This window comes from Stenotrophomonas maltophilia (genome assembly GCF_023518235.1).
Classification (GTDB): Bacteria; Pseudomonadota; Gammaproteobacteria; order Xanthomonadales; family Xanthomonadaceae; genus Stenotrophomonas.
The window spans coordinates 2939265-2965000 of the sequence record NZ_CP090423.1; the positions used below are offsets into that span (position 1 = coordinate 2939265).

The following is a 25736-nucleotide window of genomic DNA, read 5'->3' on the forward strand; positions in this document are numbered from 1 at the left end:
AGGACGCTTTCACGGAGAAGACCATGCTGCTGCGCCTGACCTGCCTGCTGTTGTTGTCGCTCTGCCTGCCGCTGGCCGCGCTGGCCGAAGACGCGGCGCTCAACCAAGTCCGCCCTGGCCTGTATGCCGGCGGCCAGCCCAGCGCCGCGCAGCTGCGCGAGCTTGCCGCGAAGGGCGTGCGCACCGTGATCGATCTGCGCCAGCCCGGCGAGGACCGCGGTTTCGATGAAACCCGCCAGGCCGAATCATTGGGCCTGCGCTACGTGCGCATTCCGGTGGCCGGTGCCGAGGGCCTGGACGCGGCCAACGTGCGTGCCGTGCACCAGGCCCTGCAGCAGAGCCAGGGGCCGGTGCTGCTGCACTGCGCCTCCGGCAACCGCGCCGGCGCCGTGCTCAGCCTGGTCAATGCACGCTACGAACAGGCCAGCCCCGATCAGGCGCTGCAACTGGGCCAGCGTGCCGGCCTGAAGTCGCTGGAGGCCGCCACCCGCCAGCGCCTGGCCACGCCGGTCACCTCGCCCTGAATCACCCGCACCAAGGAGTCCGCCCCCCATGACCCGCTGGTGGTCGCGCCTGCGACCGGACAACTTCACCCTCGCCCTGCTGTGCACCGTCGGGCTGGCCTCGCTGCTGCCGATGAAGGGCGCTGCCGCCATCGTCCTCGACGACGTCACCACGGTGGCCATCGCCGCGCTGTTCTTCCTGCACGGCGCGCGCCTGCCGCGCGAATCGATCATCGGCGGCATGCTGCACTGGCGGCTGCACCTGACCATCCTGGCCTGCACCTTCATCCTGTTCCCGCTGCTGGGGCTGCTGTTCAAGCCGCTGTCGGGCTGGCTGCTGACCCCGGAGCTGTACCTGGGCGTGTTGTTCCTGTGCACGCTGCCGTCCACCGTGCAGTCGTCCATCGCCTTCACCTCGATGGCGCGCGGCAACGTGCCTGCGGCCGTCTGCAGCGCCTCGCTGTCGAGCATCCTCGGCGTGTTCCTCACGCCCCTGCTGCTGACCGCGCTGGCCGGTACCTCCGGCGGCGTGCACGACCCGCTGCATGCCATCGGCGGCATCATGCTGCAGCTGCTGGTGCCGTTCGTGGCCGGCCACCTGCTGCGGCCGTGGATCGCCGGCTGGGTGGAGAAGCAGCGCGCGCTGCTGCGCTACACCGATCAGGCCACCATTCTGCTGGTGGTGTATTCGGCGTTCGGCGAAGCGGTCACTGAAGGGCTGTGGAGCAAGACGCCGTTGTTGTCGCTGTTCGCGGTGGCGATCGTGGCCGCGGTGCTGCTGGGCATCGCCATGCCGCTGATCACCTTCATCGCCCGCCGCCTGCGCTTCAACCGCGAGGACGAGATCGCCATCGTGTTCTGCGGCTCGAAGAAGAGCCTGGCCACCGGCGTGCCGATCGCCAAGGTGCTGTTCGCCGGCGGCAGCCTCGGCGCGATCGTGCTGCCGGTGATGATCTACCACCAGATCCAGCTGATTGTCTGCGGCGTGATTGCTCAGCGGTATGCGCGGCGCAAGCCCTGATCCGACCTGGAAAACATCCACGGATGGCGTGAATCTGCAGTAGATCCACGCCATGCGTGGATGGGTTGCGTTGTGCTACGGGTCCACCAGGGTGCCGACGCTCAGCTGCGGCATCCACACCCACAGGTCGTACTCGCGCCCGGCATGGGTGTTGACCTGCGCCGCACGCGCCGGCCGTTCGAGCAGAGCCAGTGCCTTGCAACGGTCCATGCATCCCCAGAAGTGCCCACGCAGCGCTTCCAGCCGCACGCTGTAGATATCCAGGTCACGCAGCGCCGATGCCATCGGCCGGGTCTGCATCTCCGGCGGCGCATCGGCCGGACGTTGCAGCATGGCGTGCACATTGCCGGTCAGCACGACCATGCGTGCGCTGTCGGGCAGGCGCCGGTACAGGCGCCGCAGCTCGGCGGCCATGCGGTCATCGCGATCCTGGTTGCCGCCGCCGCTGCTGTTCACGTCGTAGCCCACCACCTCGATCGCACGGCCCTGCGCCTTCAGCGCGCGCAGTGCTTCGATCATCGCCAGCATGTCGCGGCTGCGGCGGCCGTCGTGCTGGTCATCGCGCACGGTCCAGAACGCACGGTTGTCCAGGCGCTGGCGTGCCGCCGTCCCGCCATCGGAATCCAGATAGTCGTGCAGCGTGGGGTTCTCAGCACGGGGCAGTTCCAGCGCCACCAGCACCGGGGTACCTTCGCGGCTGTAGTCATCCACCAGCTGGCGCACCAGCAGTGGTACCTCGCGGGTGCCGTGGAATTCGCCCAGCACCAGCATGCGATGCTCGGCGGCGTGCTGGCGGATCTGCGCGGCAGTGTCGTTGGCATGCGCGCCGAACGCCATGCCCAGCGCCAGGAGCAGCGCGGTGGTCCAGCGGAAGATCGAATGCATCCTTGCTCGCTCCTTTCCTTGGGGTCAGGAACAGCAATGGCGACGCCGCTGGAAGGGATCAAGTGTAGAGCCGAGCCCACGCTCGGCTGCTCTCCCCCCCCTCAGCCGAGCATGGGCTCGGCTCTACAGGTGGCGCCTTACAACCAGGGCAGGATCCAGTGGTCGACCAGCAGGAAGGCAAACAGCGCCATCAGGTAGACGATGGAGTAGTGGAACATCTTCATCGAGAACAGTTCGTCCGGCGGGTCCAGCATGCGCCAGGCGTACCAGAGGAACACGGCGTTGAGCACGATCGCGCCGCCCAGGTAGAACGCGCCGCTCATGCCCACCAGGTACGGCAGCAGGCAGACCAGCGCCAGCACCACCGAATACACCATGATCTGCTTGCGGGTGTGCACCACGCCATGGGTCACCGGCAGCATCGGGATCTTCGCCTTGGCATAGTCCTCGCGGCGGAAGATCGCCAGCGCCCAGAAGTGCGGCGGCGTCCAGATGAAGATGATCAGCACCAGCAGCGACGAGTACGCCCAGTCCGACGGGCCCTGCATGCCGGTGACCGCGGCCCAGCCCAGCATCGGCGGCATCGCCCCGGCCAGGCCACCGATGACGATGTTCTGCGAGGTCGCGCGCTTCAGGTACACGGTGTAGATCACCGCGTAGCCGATCAGCGAGGCGAAGGTCAGCACGGCGGTGATCAGGTTCACCCACAGCACCAGGATGACCATCGACAGCACGATCAGCACGCCGGCAAACACCAGCACCTGCCATGGCTTGACCTTGCCCACCACCAACGGACGCCACGAGGTGCGCGCCATCTGCGCGTCGATGTGCGCATCCAGCAGTTGGTTGATGGCGGCGGCGGCCGAAGCGGCCAGCCAGATGCCGAGGAAGCCGAGCAGGCCGGCGCGTATCTGTTCCCAGCTGGGCACGCCCGGAATGGCCAGGACCATGCCGACCAGGGCGGTGAACACGATCAGGGCGACGACCTTGGGCTTGGTCAGGTCCCAGTACTGGCGGTAATTGGCAAACATGGAATCAGTCCGGGGCACGCAGGCGGGCCAGCAGGCTGACCAGCACGAACAGCAGCGCAACGGCCACGCCGTTGTGGGCAACGGCCACTTCCAGTGGCAGCGCCAGCTTTACATTGAGGATACCGAGGGTGACCTGCAGCACCAGCAGCGCGATCAGCGCGCTGGCCCAGCCACGCATGCTCGGCAGGCGGAACAGACGCGCGCCCAGCCACAGCAGGTAGACCGCCACCACCATCGCGAACAGGCGGTGCGCCATCTGGATCGCGATGCGCGACGCGCCATCCAGCACGCCGCCTTCGTAATCCACGCCGATGCCACGCCACAGGGTGAAGCCTTCGGCGAAGTTGTGCTGCGGCCACCACTGGTTGGCGCAGCGCGGGAAGTTGTCCATCGACAGGCTGCCACCGCCACAGGCCAGTGCGGCATAGTTGGCACTGACCCAGCCGCCCAGCGCGATCTGGGTGACCAGCACCGCCACGCCGATGCGCAGCAGCCATTTCAGCTTCGGTGCTTCGGCCAGGGTGATCGGCATATGCGTGGCACGCCAGGCCATCCACACCAGCAGGCCGAACATCAGCATGCCGCCCAGCAGATGGCCCATCACCACGATGGGTTTGAGCAACAACGTCACCGTCCACATGCCCAGCAGGGCCTGGAAGATCACCACCGCCAGGGTCAGCAGGGCAGCGCGCGCCAGGTCGATGTTGCTCCAGCGCAGCGCGGCGATCAGCAGGATCGCCTCGCCGATCAATGCCAGGGCGCTGGCGGTGCCATGCCAGCCCATCATGTACAACGGTATGCCGGTGGCCACCAGTACGCAGGCGGTCACCACCGCCGTGCTTCCGAAGCGTCGCTTGCGCGTGGCCAGCAGGGCCAGGGTCAGGATCTCGATGCCCAGCGCGCCGGCCAGGAAGCGGTGCACCTGCTCACGCCAGGCCTTGTGGGTCTCCAGCGGGCGGATCTCCGCGGCCGGGTGGCCGACGGTCTCCTCGATGTGCTGAGGCCAGGTGGCGCGGCCGTAGCAGGTCGGCCAGTCCGGGCAGCTCAGGCCGGCATCGGACAGGCGCACGAAGGCGCCGAACATGATCGTGCTCGCGGTCATGATCATGGCGAACCACGCCAGGCGGTGGAAATTGCGGTGCAGCGCCGGACGCGCGGAAAGGCTCATCAAACGGGACTCACTTCAGTTTCAGCAACGTGGCCATGTCCTTGCGCAGGCCACCGAGGTCGGAACCCGGGGCATGGCGCATGATCACGAAGCCGTTCGGATCGATCACGTAGACCGGCAGTCCCGCCGGATCATCGACGCCCGGCAACGCCGCGCGCAGGGCGGGCGACGGAGCCAGCGGCCGCAGCGCGGGCAGCGAGGCGATCGACGCCGGTGGCGTTCCCAGCCACAGGATCTCGACATTATCGGCGTTATGGCCGAACAGCTGCCACACCTTGCCCAGTCCCTGCGACAAAGTGACGCACTGCGCGTCGCAGCCCCCGGACGGCGCCACCAGCAGGCGCCAGGTGCGTGCCTCAGGGTTCCACGGGTAGGCCTGGCCATTGGCCAGGGTCGGTGCCTGCTGGCGCAGGTCCACCGGCGGCTTCAGCAACTGGCCGGCATTACGGTGCCCGGTCGGCTGCCAACCGGAGAAGCGCAGCACGGCGGCCAGCGCCATCGCGCCGAAGAACACGGCAAACAGCAGCACCAGGGTCCGGCGGCCGGAGCCGCGCGCCTGCGGGGACGTAGCAGTGTTCATGCGGGGCATTTTCTCATGGTTGGATGGGGGATGCGGGTGTGATGCCGCGGTAGTGCCGGCCGCCGGCCGGCATCCAGGAATCCGGGGGCGTGCCGGCCAGCGGCCGGTACTACCGGGCGATGGGCCGTCTCCTGCGCCATTCCAGCACCAGCGCCACCACCAGCACGGTCAAGGCCAGCCCGAACCACTGCACGGCATAGCCCAGATGGCGCTGCGGCGGCAGCGTGTTGGGCAGCAGGTCCAGGTCGCGCTCGTCGCCGTACGGGAGTGCCGGGTCCAGCCGCAGCACCCGCTCTGGCAGCTCTCGCAGTCCCAGCGCGCGGGCCAGGCCTTCGGCCGGCAGACGACTGGCCAGCCAGCGGCCCGGTTCCCCGGTGGCGGAGAATGCGAGACCCAGTGCCAACCCGGCCGCCGGCGGCGGTGCCAGCAGCCCGCGCACCGCCACCGGCGAGGGCGGCGGCGGCACCTGCGGCAACGTGCGCTCCGGCGGCAGCGCGCGCCATCCCAGGTCGACCAGCAGCACGCTGCCATCGTCACTGCGGAACGGGCGATAGATTTTCACGCCGGCGCGGCCATGCCGGGTCTGGTTGTCCAGCAGCACCACGCCGGGCAGGAAGCGGCCATGATCGGCCACACCGTGCAACGCACCGGGTGCTGCCAGGGCCTGTGCCAGCGACAGTACCTGCGCTGCGGCTGGACCTTGTGCATCCAACATCGCCTGCTTGGCATGCATGCGCTGCAGCTGCCACAGCCCCAATGCGGTGAAAGCGGCCATCGCCAGCAAGGCCAGCAGCCATCCAATCACGCGTGTGTGCTTCCGCATCATGACAAGTCCGCGCAAACGCGGTCAGATAGGCGCATCCACCCTGCCCTCGAGCCGCGCATGAGTGATTCGCTGAAGACCCTGCTGGTAATCGCGTTTCTGATCGTCATCGTCTGGAATCTGGGCGCCGGCCTGTACTACCTGCTGGTCGACCGTGGCCAGACCAAACGCACGGTCAACGCACTGACCCGCCGCATCGCGGTGTCGGTCGCACTGATCGCACTGGTGATCGTGAGCATCTACATGGGCTGGATCAAGCCGCACGGCATCGGCGGCTGAGGCCACCGATGCGTGCGTGATCAAAGCACGTAGACAAACAGGAACAGCATCAGCCACACCACGTCGACGAAGTGCCAGTACCACGCGGCAGCTTCAAAGCCGAAATGGTTGTCGCGGGTGAAGTGCCCCTTGGCCGAGCGCAGCCACATCACGATCAGCATGATCGTACCCAGCAGCACGTGCGCGCCGTGGAAACCGGTCAGCATGAAGAACGTCGAACCGTAGATGCCCGAGCCGAGGGTCAGGTTCAGTTCCTTGTAGGCGTGGATGTACTCCTCCGCCTGCAGGGTCAGGAAGCCCAGGCCCAGCACCACGGTCAAGCCCAGCCAGATCAGCAGCTGGCGGCGATTGCCGGCCTTCAGTGCGTGATGGGCGATGGTCAGGGTCACGCCGGAGGTCAGCAGGATCAGCGTATTGATCAGCGGCAGGCCCCAGGCCGGGATGGTCTGGAACGCACCGCCGATCGCGGCCGGGCCGTTGGTTGGCCAGCCGGCCGAATAGCCCTGCCAGAGCAGCTCGTTGGTCATCACCCCACGGCCTTCGCCGCTGAGCCAGGACAGGCCCAGGTTGCGGGTGTAGAACAACGCGCCGAAGAAGGCACCGAAGAACATCACCTCGGAGAAGATGAACCAGACCATGCCCATCCGGAACGAGCCATCCACCTGGCGGTTGTAGTGGCCCGCCTGCGATTCGCGCACCACGTCGCTGAACCACCAGAACAGGGTCAGCACCAGCATCGCGATGCCGATATAGAAGGTCCAGCGTCCCCAGCTGGCATCGTTGAGCCAGCTGGCCACGCCGACCATGGTCACCATCATCGCGATGGAACCCACGAACGGCCATTTGCTCTGGGCCGGAACGAAGTACACGTTGGCGTCGGTCGGTGTCTGGGCCATGTCGGTATCCGGGTCAGGGTGCGGCGTGCGCGCCTTCCGAGGTGGCGGCCGGGGCCAGCCGATCGGACAGCGCGTCGTTGCGGTAGAAGGTGTAGGACAAGGTGATCGTCTTGATTTCCGGCGGCAGGTCCGGATCGACGATGAAGCGCACCGGCATGTCGCGCTTCTCGCCGGCCTGCAGCGTCTGCGCGGTGAAACAGAAGCATTCGGTCTTGCTGAAGAAGCCCGACGCACGCGCCGGCGCCACCGATGGCACCGCGCTGCCGACCACCGCAGCGGCGCTGTCGTTGCGGGCGAAGTACAGCGCCTCGTTGAGTTCGCCCGGCACCACGTCCATGGTCAGCTGTTCGGGATGGAACGACCACGGCAGGCGCGAATTCACCCCGCCATCGAATTCCACCCGCACGGTGCGCCTGCCCGCGGCGGCGCCGGTGCTGGCTTCACTGCCCGGGCCACGCTCCAGGCGCACGCCGAACACCTTCTCGCAGGCGATACGGTACAGCGGCACCAGCGAGAAGGTCAGCAGGAACACCGCCACCGCCACGCCGATCAGGCGCGGCAGCCCGGCGCTGGGTGACGGCGTGCTGGGCGGTGCCTCGCTCATCGGCCGATCACTCCGCTGAGAATGAAGCCGACGTAGACCAGCACCGCGATCGCGCCGACCCAGGCGGCGGTGCGCCGGGCGCGCTGCCGCTGCTGTTCGATGCCGTTGCTCTCACCCTGGTAGCGCCGACCGCTGGTCGGCTGCTTCTCGTCAGCCGAGCATGGCTCGGCTCTACACGGGGCAAGCGGGTTCTCGTTATGCATGCCCCACCTCAATGGGTGATGTCGTCATGCGCCAGGTCCCCCGGGCGGATGGTCGGTGGCGTGGTGAAGGTATGTGCCGGTGCCGGCGACGGCAGCGTCCATTCCAGGCCCCGCGCGCCTTCCCAGCTTCGGGCCTCGGCCTTCTCGCCGTTGCGCAGCGACGACAGCAGGATCGCGGCCATCATGAACGGGGTGGCGAACATGCCGAACGCACCGATCGAGCTGATCAGGTTCCAGTCGGCAAACGCCACGCTGTAATCAGGAATACGGCGCGGCATGCCGGCCAGGCCGAGGAAGTGCTGCGGGAAGAACAGCAGGTTGACGAACACGATCGACCACCAGAAGTGCACCTTGGCCCACTTCTCGCTGTACATGCGCCCGGTCCACTTCGGCCACCAGTAGTACACCGCGGCGATCAGCGCAAACACCGCACCGGTCACCAGCACGTAGTGGAAGTGGGCGACCACGAAGTAGGTGTCGTGGTACTGGAAGTCGGCAGCCACGATCGCCAGCATCAGCCCGGAGAAACCGCCGATGGTGAACAGGATGACGAAGGCCACCGACCACAGCATCGGCGCTTCGAAGGTCAACGAGCCGCGCCACATCGTGCTGACCCAGTTGAACACCTTCACCCCGGTCGGGATCGAGATCAGCATGGTGGCGAACATGAAGTAGATCTCGCCACCCAGCGGCATGCCCACGGTGAACATGTGGTGGGCCCAGACGATGAACGACAGGAAGGCGATCGCGGCGGTGGCGTACACCATCGCCTGGTAGCCGAACAGCGGCTTGCGGCTGAAGGTCGGGATGATCTCGCTGACCACACCGAAGGCGGGCAGGATCATGATGTAGACCTCGGGGTGCCCGAAGAACCAGAAGATGTGCTGGTACATCACCGGGTCACCGCCACCGGCGGCGTTGAAGAAGCTGGTACCGAAGAACTTGTCGGTCAGCAGCATGGTCACCGCGCCGGCCAGCACCGGCATCACCGCAATCAGCAGGAACGCGGTGATCAGCCAGGCCCAGCAGAAGATCGGCATCTTCAGCAGGTCGATGCCCGGCGCGCGCATGTTCAGCACGGTGGCGATGATGTTGATCGCGCCCATGATCGAGCTGATGCCGGCCACGTGGATGGCGAACACGCTGAAGGCCACGTTGTAGCCGCCCTGCAGCGACAGCGGCGGGTAAAGCGTCCAGCCACCGGCCGGTGCACCACCGGGCAGGAACAGGGTCAGCAGCAGCAGGCTGAAGGCCACCGGCAGCAGCCAGAACGACCAGTTGTTCATGCGCGGCAGCGCCATGTCCGGCGCGCCGATCTGCAGCGGGATCATCCAGTTGGCCAGGCCCACGAAGGCCGGCATCACGCCGCCGAAGATCATCACCAGCGCATGCACGGTGGTCATCTGGTTGAAGAACTCGGGCTTGACGAACTGCAGGCCCGGCTGCGCCAGCTCGGCACGGATCACCACGCTCATCGCCGCGCCGATGATGAACATGATGAAGCTGAAACCCAGGTACAGCGTGCCGATGTCCTTGTGGTTGGTCGAGAAGAACCAACGCTCGAAGAAACCCGGATGGTGATGGTGATCGTCGTGCCCAACTGCCGAGTGCGCCATTGCAAAACACCTCTCAGAATCGGTTGTCACCGCGGCCGCAGGCGGCCACGGGCTTTACATCACGCGCCGCTGGCCGCGGCGGCAGGTGCGTTGCCGGCTTCAGCCGCCGCCGGGGCGGCCGGTGCCTCAGCGGCCGGTGCAGCAGGTTCTGCCGGTGCCACAGGGGCCGCCGGTGCTGCGGGCGGTGCCGGCTTGCGCTGCGCCAGCCACCGCTTGAAGTCTTCCTTGGATACCGCCTCGACCACGATCGGCATGAAGCCGTGGTCCTTGCCGCACAGTTCGGCGCACTGCCCACGGTACACGCCGGGCTGCTCGATGCTGGTCCAGGCCTCGTTGATGAAACCGGGGATGGCGTCCTGCTTCCAGCCCAGCGCCGGCACCCACCAGGCGTGGATCACGTCGTCGGAGGTGATGACGAAGCGCACCTTGGTATCCACCGGCAGCACCAGCCGGTTGTCCACGTCCAGCAGATAGTGCGGATGGCTCTCGCGGGTGGGCACCACGCCACTCTGCCGCACGCGGTCGGACTCGCGGTCCAGGCGGCTGGTGAAAGTAACGTTCTCGCCGAGGTACTCGTACTTCCACATCCACTGGTAGCCGGTGACCTTCACCGTCATCTCGGCATCGCGGGTGTCGTACATCTTGATCAGGTTGGCCGTGGCCGGCCATGCCATCACGATCAGGATGATCACCGGGATCACCGTCCAGATGACCTCGGCCTTGGTGTTGTGGCTGAAGGTGGCCGCCACTGCGCCCTTGGACTTGCGGAACTTGAACATCGCATAGGCCATCGCGCCGAACACGATGACGCCGATGACCGTGCAGACGATCAGCGAGAGATTGTTCGATTCCCAGGCCAGGCGCGAGGTCTGGGTCACCCCCTTGCCCATGTTCAGCTGCCACGGCTTGGGATCGGCCGCCTGGGCCCAGGCCAACGCCGGCATCAGTCCCCCGGTCGCCAGCACTGCGGCGACCGCATTCACGCACTTCGTGCCCCACCTGCTGCTTTGCTTCATTGCCTAGACCCTTAGCGTCGTCGGTTGCCGCCATCGCTGGCGGCGAGCAAGCTTTCAAGTGTCTCTGCGAGCGTCTGACGTTCGGCCGGCGCGAGGAAACTCCCCACCTCCACCTGCCGGCCGCTGGATGCCAGCCGGACCCTCTCATCGTCGGTGAGCAGACGCACCCAGTGGGGGTGAGCCCGGAACACCGGCAATCCACCGGGTACGGGGATGACCTCCACGTACGCCGGCACTACCCGGATCTCCTCCTGCCGTTCACCACTGCGCCACAAGGCACGCAGCGCCGCCGCCAGCACCAGGCTGTACAGCAGCGCGAACAGGGGGGCGAATGCATTGCCGGCCAACCACCCGAGGGCGGACACCAGCCACATCGCACCGGCCAACACGGTGAACAACAGGACGAACTGCCGGGCATCGAGCGCCCGTGGGGGACGCAGCCGCAGCTGCGTACCTGACCCATCCGGAGCTGGAAGCACCTCGATCATGTCGCAACCGCGTTCCTGCCGCGGGAAACGTCTCGATGGTAGCCCCGCCCTCTCGCCGGTAGCAAGGGTGCATTCACACTTTTTCCGATGCTGCAACACAGCATGAGGTCGGCGGCACGAATGACGAATTCAGCACAAATATGGCCGGGATTGCTGAACACGCCGAATCCACCACCGTTAGGGGCTATCAGCCCTTCATGAAGGTGTCTGCGGGGCACTTCCGAAGGGCGCAAAAATGATTAAAATCGCCAAGTTTTCCACTGGCCGGACCGGCATGAACGCACCCTCCTCCTCCCCTGCCGCCAGCGACGCTCCGCGTCCCGGCGCGCTGCTGTCGCCGGAACTGCCGGCGTCCCCCAACCCGTTCCGCCAGGCCATCACCGATGCCTGGTTGAAGGACGAGGCCAGCCACGTCCGCGAGCTGCTGACGCAGGCCCGCCTGCCCGCCGAGGAACAGGCCCGGGTGCAGGCGCTGGCCGCCGACCTGGTCGGCCGCGTGCGCGTGCGTGCCAAGGACCAGGGCGCGATCGAAGCCTTCATGCGCCAGTACGACCTGGGCAGCGAGGAAGGCGTGCTGCTGATGTGCGTGGCCGAGGCGCTGCTGCGCATTCCCGACCAGGACACCGCCGACAAGCTGATCCGCGACAAGCTGGCAGATGCCGACTGGGAAAAGCACCTGGGCGGCAGCGACTCGGTGCTGGTCAACGCCTCCACCTGGGGCCTGATGCTGACCGGCAAGCTGGTGCAGATGAACGATGCCACCCGCGCCGATGCGCCCAGCGCGTTCAAGCGCCTGGTCGGCCGCGTCGGTGAGCCGGTGGTACGCCTGGCCGTGCGCCAGGCGATGAAGATCATGGGCCACCAGTTCGTGATGGGGCGCACCATCAGCGAAGCGCTGTCCCGCTCGCACAAGGGCGACAACGCCAGCTACCGCTACTCCTTCGACATGCTGGGCGAAGGCGCGCTGACCATGAAAGACGCGCTGCGCTACCTGGAAGACTACCGTCGTGCGATCCACGCCATCGGCGGCGATCACAAGGCACGCGGTGGCCGCCCCGACGGCGACGTCAACAACGCCCCGGGCATCTCGATCAAGCTGTCGGCGCTGTACCCGCGCTACGAGCATGCCAAGCGCGAGCGCGTACTGAAGGATCTGGTGCCGGGCGTGCTGGAACTGGCACAGCTGGCCAAGAGCTACGGCATCGGCTGCACCGTCGACGCCGAAGAGTCCGACCGCCTGGAACTGTCGCTGGACATCATCGAGCAGGTGTTCTCCGACGCGTCGCTGGCCGGCTGGGATGGCTTCGGCGTGGTCGTGCAGGCCTACCAGAAGCGCACCCCGTACACGATCGATCATCTGGCCGACATGGCTCGCCGCGCCGGTCGCCGCCTGCAGGTGCGCCTGGTCAAGGGCGCCTATTGGGATGCCGAGATCAAGCGCGCGCAGATCGAAGGCTATCCGGGCTACCCGGTGTTCACCCGCAAGCAGAACACCGACGTGTCCTACCTGGCCTGCGCCAAGCGTCTGTTCACCCATGCCGATGCGATCTACCCGATGTTCGCCACGCACAACGCGCACACCATTGCCGCAGTGCGCAGCATCGCCAACGGCGGCGTGTACGAACACCAGAAGCTGCACGGCATGGGCGATGACCTGTACGCCGAAGTGGTGCCGGCCGACCGCCTCGGCCTGCCCTGCCGCGTATACGCACCGGTCGGCTCGCACGAAGACCTGCTGCCGTACCTGGTGCGCCGCCTGCTGGAAAACGGCGCCAACTCCAGCTTCGTCAACCGCATCACCGACGAGCGCGTGCCGATCGCCGACCTGATCCGCGATCCGGTCGAGATGGTGTCCTCTTTCGCCTCGATCCCCCACCCGAAGATCCCGCTGCCGGTTGACCTGCTGCGCAGCCAGAACCACGACAGGAAGAACTCCATGGGCGCCAACCTCGCCAACGACAACGAACTGCGCGCCCTGGCCGAGCAGATCAACGCGGCTGTGCCCGCGTCTGGCAAGAGCGGCTGGCAGGCCGCCCCGCTGGTGCCGGGTGCCAACCCGGCCGGCGCCGCGTTGCCGGTGACCAACCCGGCCGACACCCGCGAAGTGGTCGGCCAGTGGCTGGCCGCCGATGCCGCCACCGTGCAGAAGGCGCTGGCCAATGCCGTGGCCGCGCAGCCGGCCTGGAACCGCACCCCGGCCGCCAGCCGCGCCGCCATCCTCGAACACGCCGCCGACCAGCTGGAAGCGCGCATGCCCGAGTTCATGGCGCTGTGCGTGAAGGAAGCCGGCAAGAGCCTGCCCGACAGCATCGCAGAAGTGCGCGAAGCGGTGGACTTCCTGCGCTACTACGCCAAGCAGGCGCGCGAGCAGTTCAGCCACGCCGAGAAGCTGCCCAGCCCGACCGGTGAATCCAACGAACTGCAGCTGCACGGCCGCGGCGTGTTCGTCTGCATCAGCCCGTGGAACTTCCCGCTGGCGATCTTCCTGGGCCAATTGGCCGCTGCACTGGCCGCCGGCAACAGCGTCATTGCCAAGCCGGCCGAGCAGACCAACCTGATCGGCTACTACGCGGTGAAGCTGCTGCACGATGCCGGCGTGCCGGCCGAGGTGGTGCAGTACCTGCCGGGCGACGGTGCCACCGTCGGCGCCGCACTGACCGCCGACCCGCGTGTGGCCGGCGTCGCCTTCACCGGCTCCACCGACACCGCCCGTGCGATCAACCGCGCGATGGCCGCACGTGACGCCGCCATCGGCGTGCTGATCGCCGAGACCGGTGGCCAGAACGCCTTCATCGCCGACTCCTCGGCGCTGCCGGAACAGCTGGTCAAGGATGCCATCGGTTCGGCCTTCACCTCCGCCGGCCAGCGCTGCTCGGCCGCGCGCGTGCTGTTCGTGCAGGACGACATCGCCGACAAGGTGATGACCATGCTGGCCGGCGCGATGAAGGAACTGAAGGTCGGCAACCCCGGCCTGCTGTCCACCGACGTCGGCCCGGTGATCGACGCCGACGCGCTGAAGATCCTGCAGGACCACGCCGCGCGCATGGACCGCGAAGCACGCCTGATCGCCGCCGCCGAGCTGTCCCCCGAAGCCGCCAACGGCACCTTCTTCGCGCCGCGTGCGTACGAGCTGAAGGACCTGGGCCAGCTGCACAAGGAAATCTTCGGGCCGGTCCTGCACGTGATCCGCTGGAAGGGCGACCAGCTCGATGCGGTGATCGAGCAGATCAACGCCACCGGCTACGGCCTGACCCTGGGCGTGCATTCGCGCATCGACGAGACCGTTGACCGCATCAGCAACGGCGTCCACGTCGGCAACGTCTACGTCAACCGCAACCAGATCGGTGCGGTGGTCGGCGTGCAGCCGTTCGGCGGCCAGGGTCTGTCCGGCACCGGCCCGAAGGCCGGCGGCCCGCACTACCTGCTGCGTTTCGCCACCGAAAAGACGGTGACGGTGAACACCACCGCCGCCGGCGGCAACGCCTCGCTGCTGACCCTGGGCGACTGATCCCAGGCGTCATGCGGCAAGCGAAAAACCCCGCGAACGCGGGGTTTTTTGTGCCTTGTTTCCTGTAGAACCGAGCCCATGCTCGGCTTGAACGGTAGGGCTCGGCTCTACGCCCGCATCAGCTTGCGCCAATGGCGCAGCGCCACCAGCGCATTGATCCAGAAGCCGACGTACAGGATCGAGGTCAGATGCAGGCCGCGGCTGTAATACAGCGGCACCGCAATGGAGTTGACCAGCAGCCACACCCACCACGACTCCAGCTTGCGCCGCATCATCAGGATCTGCGCGATCACGCTCAGCACCAGCACCGCCGAATCGATGTACGGCGCATAGGCATGGGTCAGGCGGGTCAGCATCCAGCCGTAGCCGAAGGTGGCCACCACCGCCAACGGTGCCAGCCAGGCCCACGCGCGCGGACGCAGCGCGGTGATCGGCAGCGGCGCACCGTGGTCGCCCCGCAGCCACTGCCACCAGCCCAGCACGCTGATGGCGATGAAGAAGAACTGCAGCACCATGTCCGCGTACAGGTGCGAACGCTCGAACACCGCAGCGAACAGCGCGCAGCCGACGATGCCCAGCCACCAGGTGTGCACGTTGTTGCGTCCGGCCAGCAGGATCGAGCCGGCGACGGCGATGTTGGCGGCCAGCTCCAGCTGGAAGTTCGGGTCGGACAGGTTCATCGCCCTATTGTCATGGATCCGCGCCTGGAAAACGAAAGGCCCCGCTTGCGCGGGGCCCTCCGTGTCCTGCGTCAGGCAATCGCCCGGATCAGAACTTGTACTGCATCGAAGCCGCCAGCACGTCGCCACTGACCTTGTACTTGCCGGTCACGGTGTTGGCCGTGGCCGAGGTCGAGTTGACGTTCGGGTCCTTGGTGAACAGGTGGGTGTAACCCACGCTGTATTCCATCTTGTCCGAAGCGGCGTAGGTCATGCCGAGCGACAGCCACTTGCGGGTGGTGTCCGGCACAAGCACGTCGCGGTGGGCATCGGTGGTCGGGGTCTGGTCGTAGGCAAGGCCGCCGCGCAGGGTCAGCTTGTCGTTCACGCGGAAATCGGTACCGATCGACGCGAAGGTGGTGTCGCGGTAGTGGAACGGCAGCACGCTGTCCGGCTGGTTGGAGTCGTAATCGACAACGACCTGGTCGAACTTGCTCCACGCGGTGCGCGTCACCTCGGCCATGATCTGCCACTGGTCATTCACGCGGTGGGTGAAGCCCACGGTAGCGCTGGCCGGCAGGGTGATCGAGGCACGGCCGTTGCTGTCGATGAAGGTACCCGGCGCGGTCGAGGCCAGGAAGGCCTGGGCGTTACCCGGAATGGTGAAGTCGGCGGTGCCGTCGTTGATCTTGTGCTTGACCTGCGAGCGGTAGCTGAAGGCGATGTTGGTGCCTTCCACCGGGGTGACGGTCATGCCCAGGGTGTAACCCACCGACACTTCATCGCCCTTGATGCGCAGGAAGCCATCGGCGGTACCCGGCGAGAAGCCAAGCTGGGCCATCTGGCGGGCAGCGGCCTGCGAGGCGGCAGCCGCCTGGGCAGGCGTGCCGCCCGCATCAAGCACGCGCTTGGCAGCCGTGCGCTGGGCGGTGGCGTTGATGGCGGTGCCGGTATCGACCGCGCTGGTCAGGTCGACGTTCAGACGCTCGGCGAACACCGACGCACCGAACGACAGGTACGGGTTGACGTCATAGGAGAACGCCACGCCCAGATCGATCGCCTGCAGCTCGGTCTTGACGCCGTTGTAGCGGCCGACCCAGTCGCGGTCGTATTCGGTCTTGAAGCCGAACGGCACGGTCAGCGACGCACCGAAGTGCATGTTGTCGTTCTCGCCGAACGGAATGTGGAAGTAGGCGGCCGGAACCGGGGCGATCATGCCGGCGTCGCCGCCGTTGCCACCCGAGATCGGCGCGCCGTTGCCGTACTGGCCCTGGCCGCGGAACTTGGCGCCGAAGCTGATGGCGCTGACGTCGCCCTGCAGCATGGTGCCATCGAGCAGGCGCATCGAAGCCGGGTTGGTGGCGATGACCGAGGCGTCACCTTCGGTCGAGGTGGAGCCGGCGAACGCACGGCCCAGGCCCTTGGCGCTGTTTTCCTTCAGCTGGAAGGCGGCAGCGTTGGCGTCAGCAGCGGCCAGCGCACCGGCAACGCCGACGGCCAGCAGGGTCAGACGGGCAATGGTGGAAGCGGTTTGCATCGTAGTTCTCTCTCCGGTAAGCGGTGATGTTGCTCTGAGTGCGCCTGCGCCCGACCAGCCCCGGAGGGCCCTTCGAAGCGCGCCGGATTCCCCTCCCGACATACGACGCCGTATGCGAGTATTACCCAGAGCTGTTAATGAAACAATAACAGCGCCGGCGCTTTTTCCGCCTCAAAAGCTGAACAGGACAATCCCCGCCCCAGGCGCCGTCACGCTAGGCTACTGCCCATGTTCGTCTCCCTCCCGTCGCGCAAGAAGACGGCCCTGCGCTGGGCCACGCCCGTGCTTTTTGCGTCACTGTGGCTGGCGTTCCTGTGGTCGATCTCGCGCCCGGACGATGCCCGCAGCAGTCTCTGGCTGGACTGGGGCGCGCTGTCCACCGGCCTGACCCACCCGCTGGACTGGTGGGCGACCCTGCAGGACGGCAGCGTGCTGCGCCTGTTCACCGCCCTGTTCCTGCACGCGGACTGGTCGCACCTGCTGGGCAACCTGGTGTTCCTGTTGATCTTCGGCCTGCCGGCCGAACGCGTACTGGGGCCGTGGCGGTTGTTGCTGCTGTTCCTGGTCGGCGGCGCGGTGTCCAACCTGGTGGCGATCTACACCATGGGCAGCCCGGACCAGATCATCATCGGCGCCAGCGGCGCCGTCTCGGCGTTGATTGGCGCCTATCTGGCCCTGTTCCCGGGCGCTCGGCTGGGCGTGGTCATTCCGCTCGGCCTGTTCCTGGAGTTCGTGCGCGCCCCGGCCTACCTGTTGATCGGCGTGTGGGCCGCGCTGCAGGTGGTGTTTGCCCATATCGGCCCCAGCTTCGGCATGGTGGCCTGGTGGGCGCACATCGGCGGCTTCGTGTTCGGCGTGGTGTATGGGGTCTACGTGCGGGCAGCGATCGCCCGCCGGCTGCGCAAGCGGCACGGGTTCTGACCGCCCCGGTAGTGCCGGCCGCTGGCCGTCTCCACGCTGACCCGCCCGTTCGTAGAGTCGAGCTTGCTCGGCTCGGGCCTCGTCCGCCGGGTATGGCCCGGCGCTACCGTCAGGGCTTGGCCGGCGTCGGAACGGGCTTGGCTTCCGGCTTGGCTTCCGGCTTGGCTTCCGGCTTGGCTTCCGGCTTGGCTTCCGGCTTCGCCGCTGCGGCCTTTGCGGCCTTGGCCGCGTCCGCCTTGGCCGCTTCGGCCTTCAACCGCGCAGCCACCGAACCCGGGTTCTTCAGTTCGGCCAGCGCGTCGTTGATCGGACCATCGCCCGGCAGCACCGCGCCGGCGCGATAGCCCTCGGTGCCTTCGTCGTCACCGCGCAGGTGGCCCGGCAGGGTCGCTTCGCTGTAGTCGCTGAGGCTGGCCGGCAACGCATCGTCGGCTGGCGTGGCGGCCGGCTTCAATTCAACATCCGGCACGATGCCGGTAGCCTGGATCGACTTGCCGCTCGGCGTGTAATAACGCGCCGTGGTCAACTTCACCGAATCCCCGTTGTCCAGCGGCAGCACGGTCTGCACCGAGCCCTTGCCGAAGGTGCGGCTGCCAACCACGCGCGCGCGCTTGTTGTCGCGCAGCGCGCCGGCCAGCACTTCCGAGGCACTGGCCGAACCCGCATCGGCCAGCACCACCACCGGTGCGCCCTTCAACAGGTCGCCCGGGGTCGCATCGAAGCGCGCATCGCTGATGCTGATACGACCACGGGTGCTGACAATGTTGCCCTTCTCGAGCAGATCGTCGGCCACCTGCACGGCGGCAGTCAGCAGCCCGCCCGGGTTGCTGCGCAGATCGAGCACCAGGCCCTTGAGCTGGCCACCGGACTGCTTCTGCAACTGCTGCACGTGCTTCTGGAAATCCGAGCCGGTGTCAGCCTGGAAGGTGCTCAGGCGGATGTAGCCATAGCCCGGTTCCAGCAGGCGGCTGCGCACGCTGGTCACGCGGATGGTCTGGCGGGTCAGGCTGACATCGAACGGTTTGGGCTTGCCATCGCGCACGATGGTCAGCACCACCTTGCTGCCGGCCGGGCCGCGCAGCGGTTCACTGGCATCGATGGCGCTGATCGGCTTGCCGTCGATGGCGATGATCAGGTCGCCGGCAAGAATGCCGGCCTTGGCCGCCGGCGTGTCGTCGATCGGCGAGATCACCTTCATGCTGGCGTTGTCCGGCTGCTGCTGCAGCTCCACGCCAATGCCTTCATAGGCGCCGTTGGCCTGCTCGTCGAAGGCCTGCGCATCTTCCTTGTTGAAATAGGTGCTGTGCGGATCGAGGTCGAGCAGCAGGCCGCGCACCGCCGACTGCATCAGTTTCTTGTCATCGACCGGATCGACATAGGCCGCGCGCACGGCGTTGTACACAGCCACGAAGCGGCGGATCTCTTCCAGCGGCACCTTCGAGGTCACCGCCTCCTCGCTGTTCGCCGCCTGCCCACTGGTTTCCTGGGCTGGGGCGGGCGCGGTCTGCTGCGCCCAGGACAGCGCCGGCAACAGGGCCAGCAAAAGGGTGGCGGTACGGGCTGCGCGCATGGATCACTCCTGTCGACGGTGGCATCGTGCCCAAGGCACATGCCGCGATTATGCGCGAAGCACAGCTAAATTCCCGTTGAATCCGCGGCGCTGGCAGCGAGGCCAGGTTCAGCGCCGCTGCAGCCAGCTGTCCGGGTTGACCGGCTGCCCGCCGCGACGCAGCTCGAAGTAGAGCGCCGTGACGCCCTGCCCGCCGGAATTGCCCACCTTGGCCACGGCATCGCCGCGGCTGACCCGGGCCCCGGCATCCTTCAGCAGCGTGTCGTTGTGCGCGTACAGGCTCATGTAGCCATTGCCGTGGTCAACGATCAGGATCATGCCGTAGCCGGTCATCCAGTCGGAGAACACCACGGTGCCATCGGCCACCGCCGTGACGGTGCTGCCGGCCGGTGCCCCGATCAGCACACCGCTGCTGGTACGGCCATCGGGCAGCTTGCCACCGTAGCGGGCCAACAGATTGCCCGACAGCGGCCAGCCCAGGCCCCCGACCTTCGGCGCCGGGGCCGAAGCCACCGCAGGCGGCACCTTGGTCGGCGGTGGTGGACGCCCTTCCGCCTTCGCCTGCCGCGCGGCCTTCTCGGCAGCCGCCTTCTCCGCTGCCGCGCGACGGGCCGCAGCACGGCGTTCGGCTTCTGCGCGGGCCGCAGCGGCACGCAGATTGGCCAGCAACGTTTCCAGCGCCTTGGCATCCTGGCCCAGCGCCTGTTCCTTCTCGCGCCGGTCCTTGAAGCGCTCGTCCAGCGAGGCCACGGTCTGCGCGCGATCGCGACGATCGGCCGCCAGCGTCGCCGCCTGCTGCTTCTGGTCGCGCTGGGTGCTCTGCAGTTTCTGCTGGTGCTCGGCAATCTGCGTCTGCAGCCCTTCCAGTTCCTTCAGGTCGGCGGTCAGCGTGGTGATGCGCTGCGCCCGCTCGCGCTGCAGATAGCGGTGATAGGCCAGCGCACGGTTGGCATCGGCCACGGTGTCCTGTGACAGCAACAGCTTCAGCGGTGCATGGCTGCCCAGCTGGTAGGCCGCACGCAGCAGGCCGGCCAGCTCGCGATGCTGCTGGGCCAGATTGGCCTGCAGGCTGCTGCGGCGGCGCTCGGCCTCAACCAGTGCCTGGTTCTGCTCGCGCAGTGCCGTTTCGGTCTGTGCCAGTGCCCGGCCACTGCGCGCCACCTTCTCGTCGGCCTCGCGCAGTTGCCGCGACGCCTGCCCACGCTGCCCTTCGATCTGCCGCCGTTCCTGCGCGACATCCTTCAGCTCGTTGCGCAGCTTCTGCAGCTTGCGCTCGGTCTCACGGGTGGTCTGTGCGGCACCGGGAAGCGGCACGGCCAGCATCAGGGCCAGCCCCAACAGCAGCCAGCGCCCGCCACGTGCCGCGGCGATGTGAGGTTGGCGTGATGGGAAGACGTTGTCGCGCAAGGGCTTTCCAGTGACTTCAGGCAGTTGCAGGGGGTACTGGGGAATGGTGACATCTCCGCACGCGGCCTGCCAGCCGCACTTCCATCGAGGGCGCCATGAACACTCTTTCCATTCCGTTGCTGTTGGGCGTATTGCTGGTCGCCGCGCCGGTGGCGGCGCAGGACAACATCAGCAAGGTCAACGGCAGCATCAGCGTCGAACCCGGCCAGCGCTACGGCAAGCTGGACACCGTCAACGGCGGCATCCGGGTCGGCGAAGGCGTCGAGACCGGCAGCATTGACACCGTCAACGGCGGGGTGAAGGTCGCCGACCGCGCCCGCACCGGCAAGATCGAGACCGTCAACGGCGGCGTGCGGCTGGGCCGTGAGGTGATCGCCAACGGCAGTGTCAGCACCGTCAACGGCAGCATCTTCGCCGACCGCGGCAGCCAGATCGAAGGCGGTGTCGAGACCGTCAACGGCGGTATCGGCCTGGTCGAGAGCCGCATCGGCAAGGACGTGGAGACCGTCAACGGTGACATCACCGTCGGCATCGGCTCACAGGTCAACGGCGGTGTGCATGTGCGCAAGCCGAACTTCAGCGTCTCGCTGACCGCCAGCCGCAAGCCGCGCGTGATTGTCGGCCCCAATGCCGTGGTCAACGGTCCCCTGCAGTTCGAGCGTGATGTGGTGCTGTACGTACACCGCACCGCACGGATCGGGCCGGTCACCGGCGCCGAACCGATCCCGTTCGACACCGAAACCGCCCCGGCGGACTGAGCGCACCGGCCCTCCCAGGTTCGGTGATACTCGCTGACACCGGTCGCGCAAGGCGTGCGGCCGCCCTTTGTTTCCCAGGAATCGACGATGCCCCGCAAACTCCTCCTGTGCCTGGCCGCTGCGGCCGCGCTCAGTGCCTGCAAAGGCGAAGACACTCCGGCACCTGCGCCGGCCACCGACGCCGCTGCCACCACCACCACGCCGACGGCCCATTCGTTCTCGCCGGAGATCAACGCCGGCGACTTCGCCGAGATGGTCAAGACCCTGGCCTCGGATGAGTTCGAGGGCCGCTCGCCGGGCAGCAAGGGCGAGGAACTGACGGTCAATTACATCCGCGACCAGATGCAGCGCATCGGCCTGCAGCCCGGCAACGGCGACAGCTGGTTCCAGGATGTCCCGATGACCGAGACCACGGCCGATGCCTCGACCGTGCTGAAGATCACCCAGGGTGGCAAGACCACCGAGCTGAAGTTCGGCACCGACATGGTGGTCGGCACCCGCACCGGCCAGGCCGAAGTCAAGGTCGACGCCAGTGACCTGGTGTTCGTCGGCTATGGCGTCGACGCGCCGGAACAGAAGTGGAACGACTACGCCGGCCAGGACTGGAAGGGCAAGACGGTGGTCATGTTCGTCAACGACCCGGGCTTCCACGTCGATGACGCCAAGCTGTTCGACGGCAAGCGCATGACCTACTACGGGCGCTGGACCTACAAGTTCGAGGAAGCCGCGCGCAAGGGTGCTGCCGCCGCACTGATCGTGCACGACACTGCCGGCGCGTCCTATGGCTGGGACGTGGTGAAGAATTCCTGGGCCGGCCCGCAGTACGACCTGCCGGCCAAGGACGATCCGGATGCGCGCATCCCGGTGCAGGGCTGGCTGAGTGCCGACGCGGCCAAGGCGCTGTTTGCCGGTGCAGGCCTGGACCTGGCGCAGGCCTACAAGGACGCCAGCAAGCGTGGCTTCAAGCCGGTGCCGCTGAAGGCTACCGCTGCGGTTGATCTGAAGAGCCAGATTGCACAGAAGCAGTCGCGCAACGTGGTGGGCGTGCTGCCGGGCAGCAAGCGCGCCGATGAGGCCGTGCTGTACATGGCCCATTGGGATCACCTGGGCAAGCACGAGGGTGAGACCGGCGACAACATCTACAACGGCGCCGTCGACAATGCGACCGGCGTGGCCGGCATTCTCGAGGTGGCCGAGGCCATGGCCCACCAGGATCCGAAGCCGGAGCGTTCGGTGGTGTTCCTGGCCGTGACCCTGGAAGAGTCGGGCCTGCTGGGTTCGAAGTACTACGTCGCCCACCCGACCTTCCCGCTGGACAAGATTGCCGGCGTGATCAACATCGATGCGATGTCGGTGGCCGGCCGTGCCAAGGACGTGACGGTGACCGGTTTCGGCAGCTCGGAGCTGGAAGACATCCTCAAGCCGCTGGCCGCCGCACAGGACCGCACCCTGCACGGCGAGACCTCGGTGCAGAGCGGCTTCTACTTCCGTTCGGACCACTTCAACTTCGCCAAGGCCGGCGTGCCGGCGCTGTACGCCGATGGTGGCGAAGACCTGCGCGAGGGTGGCGTGGAGGCAGGTCGCAAGGCTGCTGCCGATTACGGTGCCAACCGTTACCACGGCCCGAAGGATGAGTTCGACGCTGCCACCTGGAAGCTGGACGGCACCGTGGAAGACCTGCAGCTGATGTATGGCGTCGGCAAGGAGCTGGCCGGCGGCGATCGTTGGCCGAACTGGTACGAGGGCAACCCGTTCAAGGCGGCCCGCGACGCCATGATGAAAGACAAGACCGCAGCCCCGTAGCGTCGAGCTTGCTCGACTGAACGTGGTTCAAGTCCAGGCGGCGCCCCACGGGGCGCCGCTTCTTTTTTGCGCGCTCCGCCATGGGAGGGTGCCAACCTTGGTTGGCACCTTTTTCCATCCACGCATGGCGTGGATCTACCGACAACCACTGCCGGCTGCATTGCATGGCCCCATCACCGGTATCGCCTCACGGGTTGTGCCGGCCGCTGGCCGGCAACCACGATCGTTCCTGCGCACAAAGAAAAACCCCGCTGCATGAGCAGCGGGGTTTTGGGTGTAGACCCTGGCGATGACCTACTCTCGCATGGCTTGAGCCACACTACCATCGGCGCAGCTGCGTTTCACTTCCGAGTTCGGGATGGGATCGGGTGGTTCCACAGCGCTAATTTCACCAGGGAGACGGTTGCAGCAGCGCTTGCAGCGCCAGCTCGCGATCTTGCCCTTGGGGCGGAAGGTACCCGGAAAAGCAGTGCCTTCACTTAATAAGAAAAAACCCCGCTGCATGTGCAGCGGGGTTTTTGGGTATAAACCCTGGCGATGACCTACTCTCGCATGGCTTGAGCCACACTACCATCGGCGCAGCTGCGTTTCACTTCCGAGTTCGGGATGGGATCGGGTGGTTCCACAGCGCTAATTTCACCAGGGAGGCTTTTGGAGAGTCGCCCTCGTCCCGATGGGACAAGGCGCCAGCCTCGCATAGTTCTTGTGACGTAGCGTGCACTTGGATGCTCTTACGACGCTGTCGTAAAGCCAAGGCAACTTGAGGTTATATGGTCAAGCCGCACGGATCATTAGTATCAGTTAGCTCAATACATTGCTGTACTTACACACCTGACCTATCAACCACGTAGTCTACATGGTTCCTTCAGGGGGCTTGTGCCCCGGGAGATCTCATCTTGAGGCGCGCTTCCCGCTTAGATGCTTTCAGCGGTTATCGCTTCCGAACATAGCTACCCGGCAATGCCACTGGCGTGACAACCGGAACACCAGAGGTTCGTCCACTCCGGTCCTCTCGTACTAGGAGCAGCCCCTCTCAAATCTCCAACGCCCATGGCAGATAGGGACCGAACTGTCTCACGACGTTCTGAACCCAGCTCGCGTACCACTTTAAATGGCGAACAGCCATACCCTTGGGACCGACTACAGCCCCAGGATGTGATGAGCCGACATCGAGGTGCCAAACACCGCCGTCGATATGAACTCTTGGGCGGTATCAGCCTGTTATCCCCGGAGTACCTTTTATCCGTTGAGCGATGGCCCTTCCATACAGAACCACCGGATCACTAAGTCCTAGTTTCCTACCTGCTTGATCCGTCGATCTTGCAGTCAAGCACGCTTATGCCTTTGCACACAGTGCGCGATGTCCGACCGCGCTGAGCGTACCTTCGAGCTCCTCCGTTACTCTTTAGGAGGAGACCGCCCCAGTCAAACTACCCACCATACACGGTCCCCGACCCAGATAATGGGCCCAGGTTAGAACGTCAAGCACGACAGGGTGGTATTTCAAGGATGGCTCCGCTGCAGCTAGCGCCACAGTTTCATAGCCTCCCACCTATCCTACACAGACGAACTCAACGTTCAGTGTAAAGCTATAGTAAAGGTTCACGGGGTCTTTCCGTCTTGCCACGGGAACGCTGCATCTTCACAGCGATTTCAATTTCACTGAGTCTCGGGTGGAGACAGCGCCGCTGTCGTTACGCCATTCGTGCAGGTCGGAACTTACCCGACAAGGAATTTCGCTACCTTAGGACCGTTATAGTTACGGCCGCCGTTTACTGGGGCTTCGATCAAGAGCTTCGCCTTGCGGCTGACCCCATCAATTAACCTTCCAGCACCGGGCAGGCGTCACACCCTATACGTCCACTTTCGTGTTTGCAGAGTGCTGTGTTTTTGATAAACAGTCGCAGCGGCCTGGTTACTGCGACCCTCTTCAGCTATAGCTCGCACGAGCCACCAAAAAGGGTGCACCTTCTCCCGAAGTTACGGTGCCATGTTGCCTAGTTCCTTCACCCGAGTTCTCTCAAGCGCCTGAGAATTCTCATCCTACCCACCTGTGTCGGTTTACGGTACGGTCTGCGTAAGCTGAAGCTTAGGAGCTTTTCCTGGAAGCGTGGTATCAGTGACTTCGCCATAAAGGCTCGTCTCGGTGCTCGGTCTTAGAGGATCCCGGATTTGCCAAAGATCCAAACCTACCGCCTTTCCCCAGGACAACCAACGCCTGGTACACCTAACCTTCTCCGTCCCTCCATCGCACTTACGCGAGGTGCAGGAATATTAACCTGCTTCCCATCGACTACGACTTTCGTCCTCGCCTTAGGGGCCGACTCACCCTGCGCCGATTAACGTTGCGCAAGGAAACCTTGGGCTTTCGGCGTGCGGGTTTTTCACCCGCATTATCGTTACTCATGTCAGCATTCGCACTTCCGATACCTCCAGCGGACTTCTCAATCCACCTTCGCA

General features: G+C 66.0%; 22 protein-coding genes and 3 rRNA genes (1 of these 25 only partly in view). 7 read left to right on the top strand and 18 right to left on the bottom strand.

Going from position 1 to position 25736, the window contains the following annotated elements:
• The first annotated feature begins 23 nt into the window (after positions 1 to 23).
• The gene (locus LZ605_RS13815; RefSeq protein WP_249842138.1) at positions 24 to 524 is read left to right on the top strand and encodes a fused DSP-PTPase phosphatase/NAD kinase-like protein; all 501 of its coding nucleotides are present in this window, start codon (positions 24 to 26) and stop codon (positions 522 to 524) included.
• A gap of 28 nt (positions 525 to 552) precedes the next feature.
• Positions 553 to 1524: a bile acid:sodium symporter family protein gene (locus LZ605_RS13820; RefSeq protein WP_249842139.1), complete on the top strand. Its 972-nt coding sequence runs from the start codon at positions 553 to 555 to the stop codon at positions 1522 to 1524.
• 75 nt (positions 1525 to 1599) lie between these two features.
• Here the strand turns inward: LZ605_RS13820 and LZ605_RS13825 are convergent, their stop codons facing one another.
• The 5 genes from LZ605_RS13825 to LZ605_RS13845 form a co-directional block, all read right to left on the bottom strand.
• Complete coding sequence (locus tag LZ605_RS13825) at positions 1600 to 2409, bottom strand: calcium-binding protein (protein WP_249842140.1); 810 nt, start codon at positions 2407 to 2409, stop codon at positions 1600 to 1602.
• A gap of 137 nt (positions 2410 to 2546) precedes the next feature.
• The gene (cyoE, locus tag LZ605_RS13830; RefSeq protein ID WP_249842141.1) at positions 2547 to 3440 is read right to left on the bottom strand and encodes a heme o synthase; all 894 of its coding nucleotides are present in this window, start codon (positions 3438 to 3440) and stop codon (positions 2547 to 2549) included.
• A 4-nt stretch (positions 3441 to 3444) separates the two neighbouring features.
• Positions 3445 to 4608, bottom strand: a complete 1164-nt coding sequence (locus LZ605_RS13835; protein WP_249842142.1) for a COX15/CtaA family protein — start codon at positions 4606 to 4608, stop codon at positions 3445 to 3447.
• A gap of 10 nt (positions 4609 to 4618) precedes the next feature.
• Positions 4619 to 5188 carry a hypothetical protein gene (locus LZ605_RS13840; protein ID WP_249842143.1) on the bottom strand — a complete coding sequence of 190 codons (570 nt, stop codon included), beginning with the start codon at positions 5186 to 5188 and terminating at the stop codon, positions 4619 to 4621.
• 109 nt (positions 5189 to 5297) lie between these two features.
• Positions 5298 to 6014 (bottom strand): SURF1 family protein, encoded by a 717-nt coding sequence (locus LZ605_RS13845; RefSeq protein WP_249842144.1) that lies wholly within the window; start codon positions 6012 to 6014, stop codon positions 5298 to 5300.
• Positions 6015 to 6071: 57 nt separating this feature from the next.
• Between LZ605_RS13845 and LZ605_RS13850 the strand changes: the two genes are divergently transcribed.
• A complete protein-coding gene (locus tag LZ605_RS13850; RefSeq protein WP_107232104.1) occupies positions 6072 to 6290 on the top strand; it encodes a twin transmembrane helix small protein in 219 nt (72 codons plus the stop codon).
• A 20-nt stretch (positions 6291 to 6310) separates the two neighbouring features.
• On the opposite strand, the gene LZ605_RS13855 is transcribed toward LZ605_RS13850, so the two are convergent.
• The 6 genes from LZ605_RS13855 to LZ605_RS13880 are packed head-to-tail and all read right to left on the bottom strand — an operon-like array spanning position 6311 to position 11113.
• Entirely contained in the window at positions 6311 to 7186 is an 876-nt protein-coding gene (locus tag LZ605_RS13855) for a cytochrome c oxidase subunit 3 (RefSeq protein ID WP_107232103.1), read from the bottom strand.
• 13 nt (positions 7187 to 7199) lie between these two features.
• On the bottom strand, positions 7200 to 7790 hold the full coding sequence (locus tag LZ605_RS13860; RefSeq protein ID WP_249842145.1) for a cytochrome c oxidase assembly protein: 591 nt from the start codon (positions 7788 to 7790) through the stop codon (positions 7200 to 7202).
• Positions 7787 to 7993 (bottom strand): hypothetical protein, encoded by a 207-nt coding sequence (locus LZ605_RS13865; protein ID WP_249842146.1) that lies wholly within the window; start codon positions 7991 to 7993, stop codon positions 7787 to 7789. Before LZ605_RS13865 ends, LZ605_RS13860 begins: the two co-directional genes overlap by 4 nt.
• An 8-nt stretch (positions 7994 to 8001) precedes the next feature.
• A complete protein-coding gene (gene ctaD / locus LZ605_RS13870; RefSeq protein ID WP_249842147.1) occupies positions 8002 to 9609 on the bottom strand; it encodes a cytochrome c oxidase subunit I in 1608 nt (535 codons plus the stop codon).
• A 59-nt stretch (positions 9610 to 9668) separates the two neighbouring features.
• Positions 9669 to 10625, bottom strand: a complete 957-nt coding sequence (gene coxB, locus LZ605_RS13875; RefSeq protein ID WP_249842148.1) for a cytochrome c oxidase subunit II — start codon at positions 10623 to 10625, stop codon at positions 9669 to 9671.
• 11 nt (positions 10626 to 10636) lie between these two features.
• Positions 10637 to 11113 (bottom strand): DUF2244 domain-containing protein, encoded by a 477-nt coding sequence (locus LZ605_RS13880; protein ID WP_107232098.1) that lies wholly within the window; start codon positions 11111 to 11113, stop codon positions 10637 to 10639.
• A 274-nt stretch (positions 11114 to 11387) separates the two neighbouring features.
• Between LZ605_RS13880 and putA the strand changes: the two genes are divergently transcribed.
• A complete protein-coding gene (putA, locus tag LZ605_RS13885; protein ID WP_249842149.1) occupies positions 11388 to 14621 on the top strand; it encodes a bifunctional proline dehydrogenase/L-glutamate gamma-semialdehyde dehydrogenase PutA in 3234 nt (1077 codons plus the stop codon).
• A 107-nt stretch (positions 14622 to 14728) separates the two neighbouring features.
• Here putA and pnuC read toward each other — a convergent pair whose 3' ends face one another.
• Positions 14729 to 15301 (bottom strand): nicotinamide riboside transporter PnuC, encoded by a 573-nt coding sequence (gene pnuC / locus LZ605_RS13890; protein ID WP_249842150.1) that lies wholly within the window; start codon positions 15299 to 15301, stop codon positions 14729 to 14731.
• 88 nt (positions 15302 to 15389) lie between these two features.
• Positions 15390 to 16817, bottom strand: coding sequence for an outer membrane protein transport protein (locus LZ605_RS13895; RefSeq protein WP_249842151.1), 1428 nt, complete (start codon positions 16815 to 16817; stop codon positions 15390 to 15392).
• Positions 16818 to 17045: 228 nt separating this feature from the next.
• On the opposite strand from LZ605_RS13895, the gene LZ605_RS13900 reads away from it, so the two are divergent.
• On the top strand, positions 17046 to 17738 hold the full coding sequence (locus LZ605_RS13900) for a rhomboid family intramembrane serine protease (protein ID WP_107232094.1): 693 nt from the start codon (positions 17046 to 17048) through the stop codon (positions 17736 to 17738).
• A gap of 109 nt (positions 17739 to 17847) precedes the next feature.
• On the opposite strand, the gene LZ605_RS13905 is transcribed toward LZ605_RS13900, so the two are convergent.
• Together LZ605_RS13905 and LZ605_RS13910 are read right to left on the bottom strand one after the other, a co-directional pair.
• Entirely contained in the window at positions 17848 to 19308 is a 1461-nt protein-coding gene (locus tag LZ605_RS13905) for a S41 family peptidase (RefSeq protein ID WP_249842152.1), read from the bottom strand.
• Between the two features lie 108 nt (positions 19309 to 19416).
• The gene (locus LZ605_RS13910) at positions 19417 to 20760 is read right to left on the bottom strand and encodes a murein hydrolase activator EnvC family protein (protein ID WP_423172589.1); all 1344 of its coding nucleotides are present in this window, start codon (positions 20758 to 20760) and stop codon (positions 19417 to 19419) included.
• A gap of 50 nt (positions 20761 to 20810) precedes the next feature.
• On the opposite strand from LZ605_RS13910, the gene LZ605_RS13915 reads away from it, so the two are divergent.
• Positions 20811 to 21473, top strand: coding sequence for a hypothetical protein (locus tag LZ605_RS13915; protein WP_249842154.1), 663 nt, complete (start codon positions 20811 to 20813; stop codon positions 21471 to 21473).
• An 87-nt stretch (positions 21474 to 21560) separates the two neighbouring features.
• Positions 21561 to 23276 (top strand): M28 family metallopeptidase, encoded by a 1716-nt coding sequence (locus LZ605_RS13920; RefSeq protein WP_249842155.1) that lies wholly within the window; start codon positions 21561 to 21563, stop codon positions 23274 to 23276.
• A gap of 281 nt (positions 23277 to 23557) precedes the next feature.
• Here the strand turns inward: LZ605_RS13920 and rrf (LZ605_RS13925) are convergent.
• From rrf (LZ605_RS13925) to LZ605_RS13935, 3 genes are all read right to left on the bottom strand, one after another.
• Positions 23558 to 23672 (bottom strand): 5S ribosomal RNA (gene rrf / locus LZ605_RS13925).
• 133 nt (positions 23673 to 23805) lie between these two features.
• Positions 23806 to 23920: ribosomal RNA gene (gene rrf, locus LZ605_RS13930) — 5S ribosomal RNA — on the bottom strand.
• 126 nt (positions 23921 to 24046) lie between these two features.
• A 23S ribosomal RNA gene (locus tag LZ605_RS13935) occupies positions 24047 to 25736 on the bottom strand; it runs 1188 nt beyond the window's last position.

What these genes read in the sequence shown, in the direction of transcription:
- LZ605_RS13815 (WP_249842138.1), top strand. Translation starts at nt 24, where the DNA reads ATGCTGCTGCGCCTGACCTGCCTGCTGTTGTTGTCGCTCTGCCTGCCG.
- LZ605_RS13820 (WP_249842139.1), top strand. Translation starts at nt 553, where the DNA reads ATGACCCGCTGGTGGTCGCGCCTGCGACCGGACAACTTCACCCTCGCC.
- LZ605_RS13825 (WP_249842140.1), bottom strand. Translation starts at nt 2,409, where the DNA reads ATGCATTCGATCTTCCGCTGGACCACCGCGCTGCTCCTGGCGCTGGGC.
- cyoE (WP_249842141.1), bottom strand. Translation starts at nt 3,440, where the DNA reads ATGTTTGCCAATTACCGCCAGTACTGGGACCTGACCAAGCCCAAGGTC.
- LZ605_RS13835 (WP_249842142.1), bottom strand. Translation starts at nt 4,608, where the DNA reads ATGAGCCTTTCCGCGCGTCCGGCGCTGCACCGCAATTTCCACCGCCTG.
- LZ605_RS13840 (WP_249842143.1), bottom strand. Translation starts at nt 5,188, where the DNA reads ATGAACACTGCTACGTCCCCGCAGGCGCGCGGCTCCGGCCGCCGGACC.
- LZ605_RS13845 (WP_249842144.1), bottom strand. Translation starts at nt 6,014, where the DNA reads ATGATGCGGAAGCACACACGCGTGATTGGATGGCTGCTGGCCTTGCTG.
- LZ605_RS13850 (WP_107232104.1), top strand. Translation starts at nt 6,072, where the DNA reads ATGAGTGATTCGCTGAAGACCCTGCTGGTAATCGCGTTTCTGATCGTC.
- LZ605_RS13855 (WP_107232103.1), bottom strand. Translation starts at nt 7,186, where the DNA reads ATGGCCCAGACACCGACCGACGCCAACGTGTACTTCGTTCCGGCCCAG.
- LZ605_RS13860 (WP_249842145.1), bottom strand. Translation starts at nt 7,790, where the DNA reads ATGAGCGAGGCACCGCCCAGCACGCCGTCACCCAGCGCCGGGCTGCCG.
- LZ605_RS13865 (WP_249842146.1), bottom strand. Translation starts at nt 7,993, where the DNA reads ATGCATAACGAGAACCCGCTTGCCCCGTGTAGAGCCGAGCCATGCTCG.
- ctaD (WP_249842147.1), bottom strand. Translation starts at nt 9,609, where the DNA reads ATGGCGCACTCGGCAGTTGGGCACGACGATCACCATCACCATCCGGGT.
- coxB (WP_249842148.1), bottom strand. Translation starts at nt 10,625, where the DNA reads ATGAAGCAAAGCAGCAGGTGGGGCACGAAGTGCGTGAATGCGGTCGCC.
- LZ605_RS13880 (WP_107232098.1), bottom strand. Translation starts at nt 11,113, where the DNA reads ATGATCGAGGTGCTTCCAGCTCCGGATGGGTCAGGTACGCAGCTGCGG.
- putA (WP_249842149.1), top strand. Translation starts at nt 11,388, where the DNA reads ATGAACGCACCCTCCTCCTCCCCTGCCGCCAGCGACGCTCCGCGTCCC.
- pnuC (WP_249842150.1), bottom strand. Translation starts at nt 15,301, where the DNA reads ATGAACCTGTCCGACCCGAACTTCCAGCTGGAGCTGGCCGCCAACATC.
- LZ605_RS13895 (WP_249842151.1), bottom strand. Translation starts at nt 16,817, where the DNA reads ATGCAAACCGCTTCCACCATTGCCCGTCTGACCCTGCTGGCCGTCGGC.
- LZ605_RS13900 (WP_107232094.1), top strand. Translation starts at nt 17,046, where the DNA reads ATGTTCGTCTCCCTCCCGTCGCGCAAGAAGACGGCCCTGCGCTGGGCC.
- LZ605_RS13905 (WP_249842152.1), bottom strand. Translation starts at nt 19,308, where the DNA reads ATGCGCGCAGCCCGTACCGCCACCCTTTTGCTGGCCCTGTTGCCGGCG.
- LZ605_RS13915 (WP_249842154.1), top strand. Translation starts at nt 20,811, where the DNA reads ATGAACACTCTTTCCATTCCGTTGCTGTTGGGCGTATTGCTGGTCGCC.
- LZ605_RS13920 (WP_249842155.1), top strand. Translation starts at nt 21,561, where the DNA reads ATGCCCCGCAAACTCCTCCTGTGCCTGGCCGCTGCGGCCGCGCTCAGT.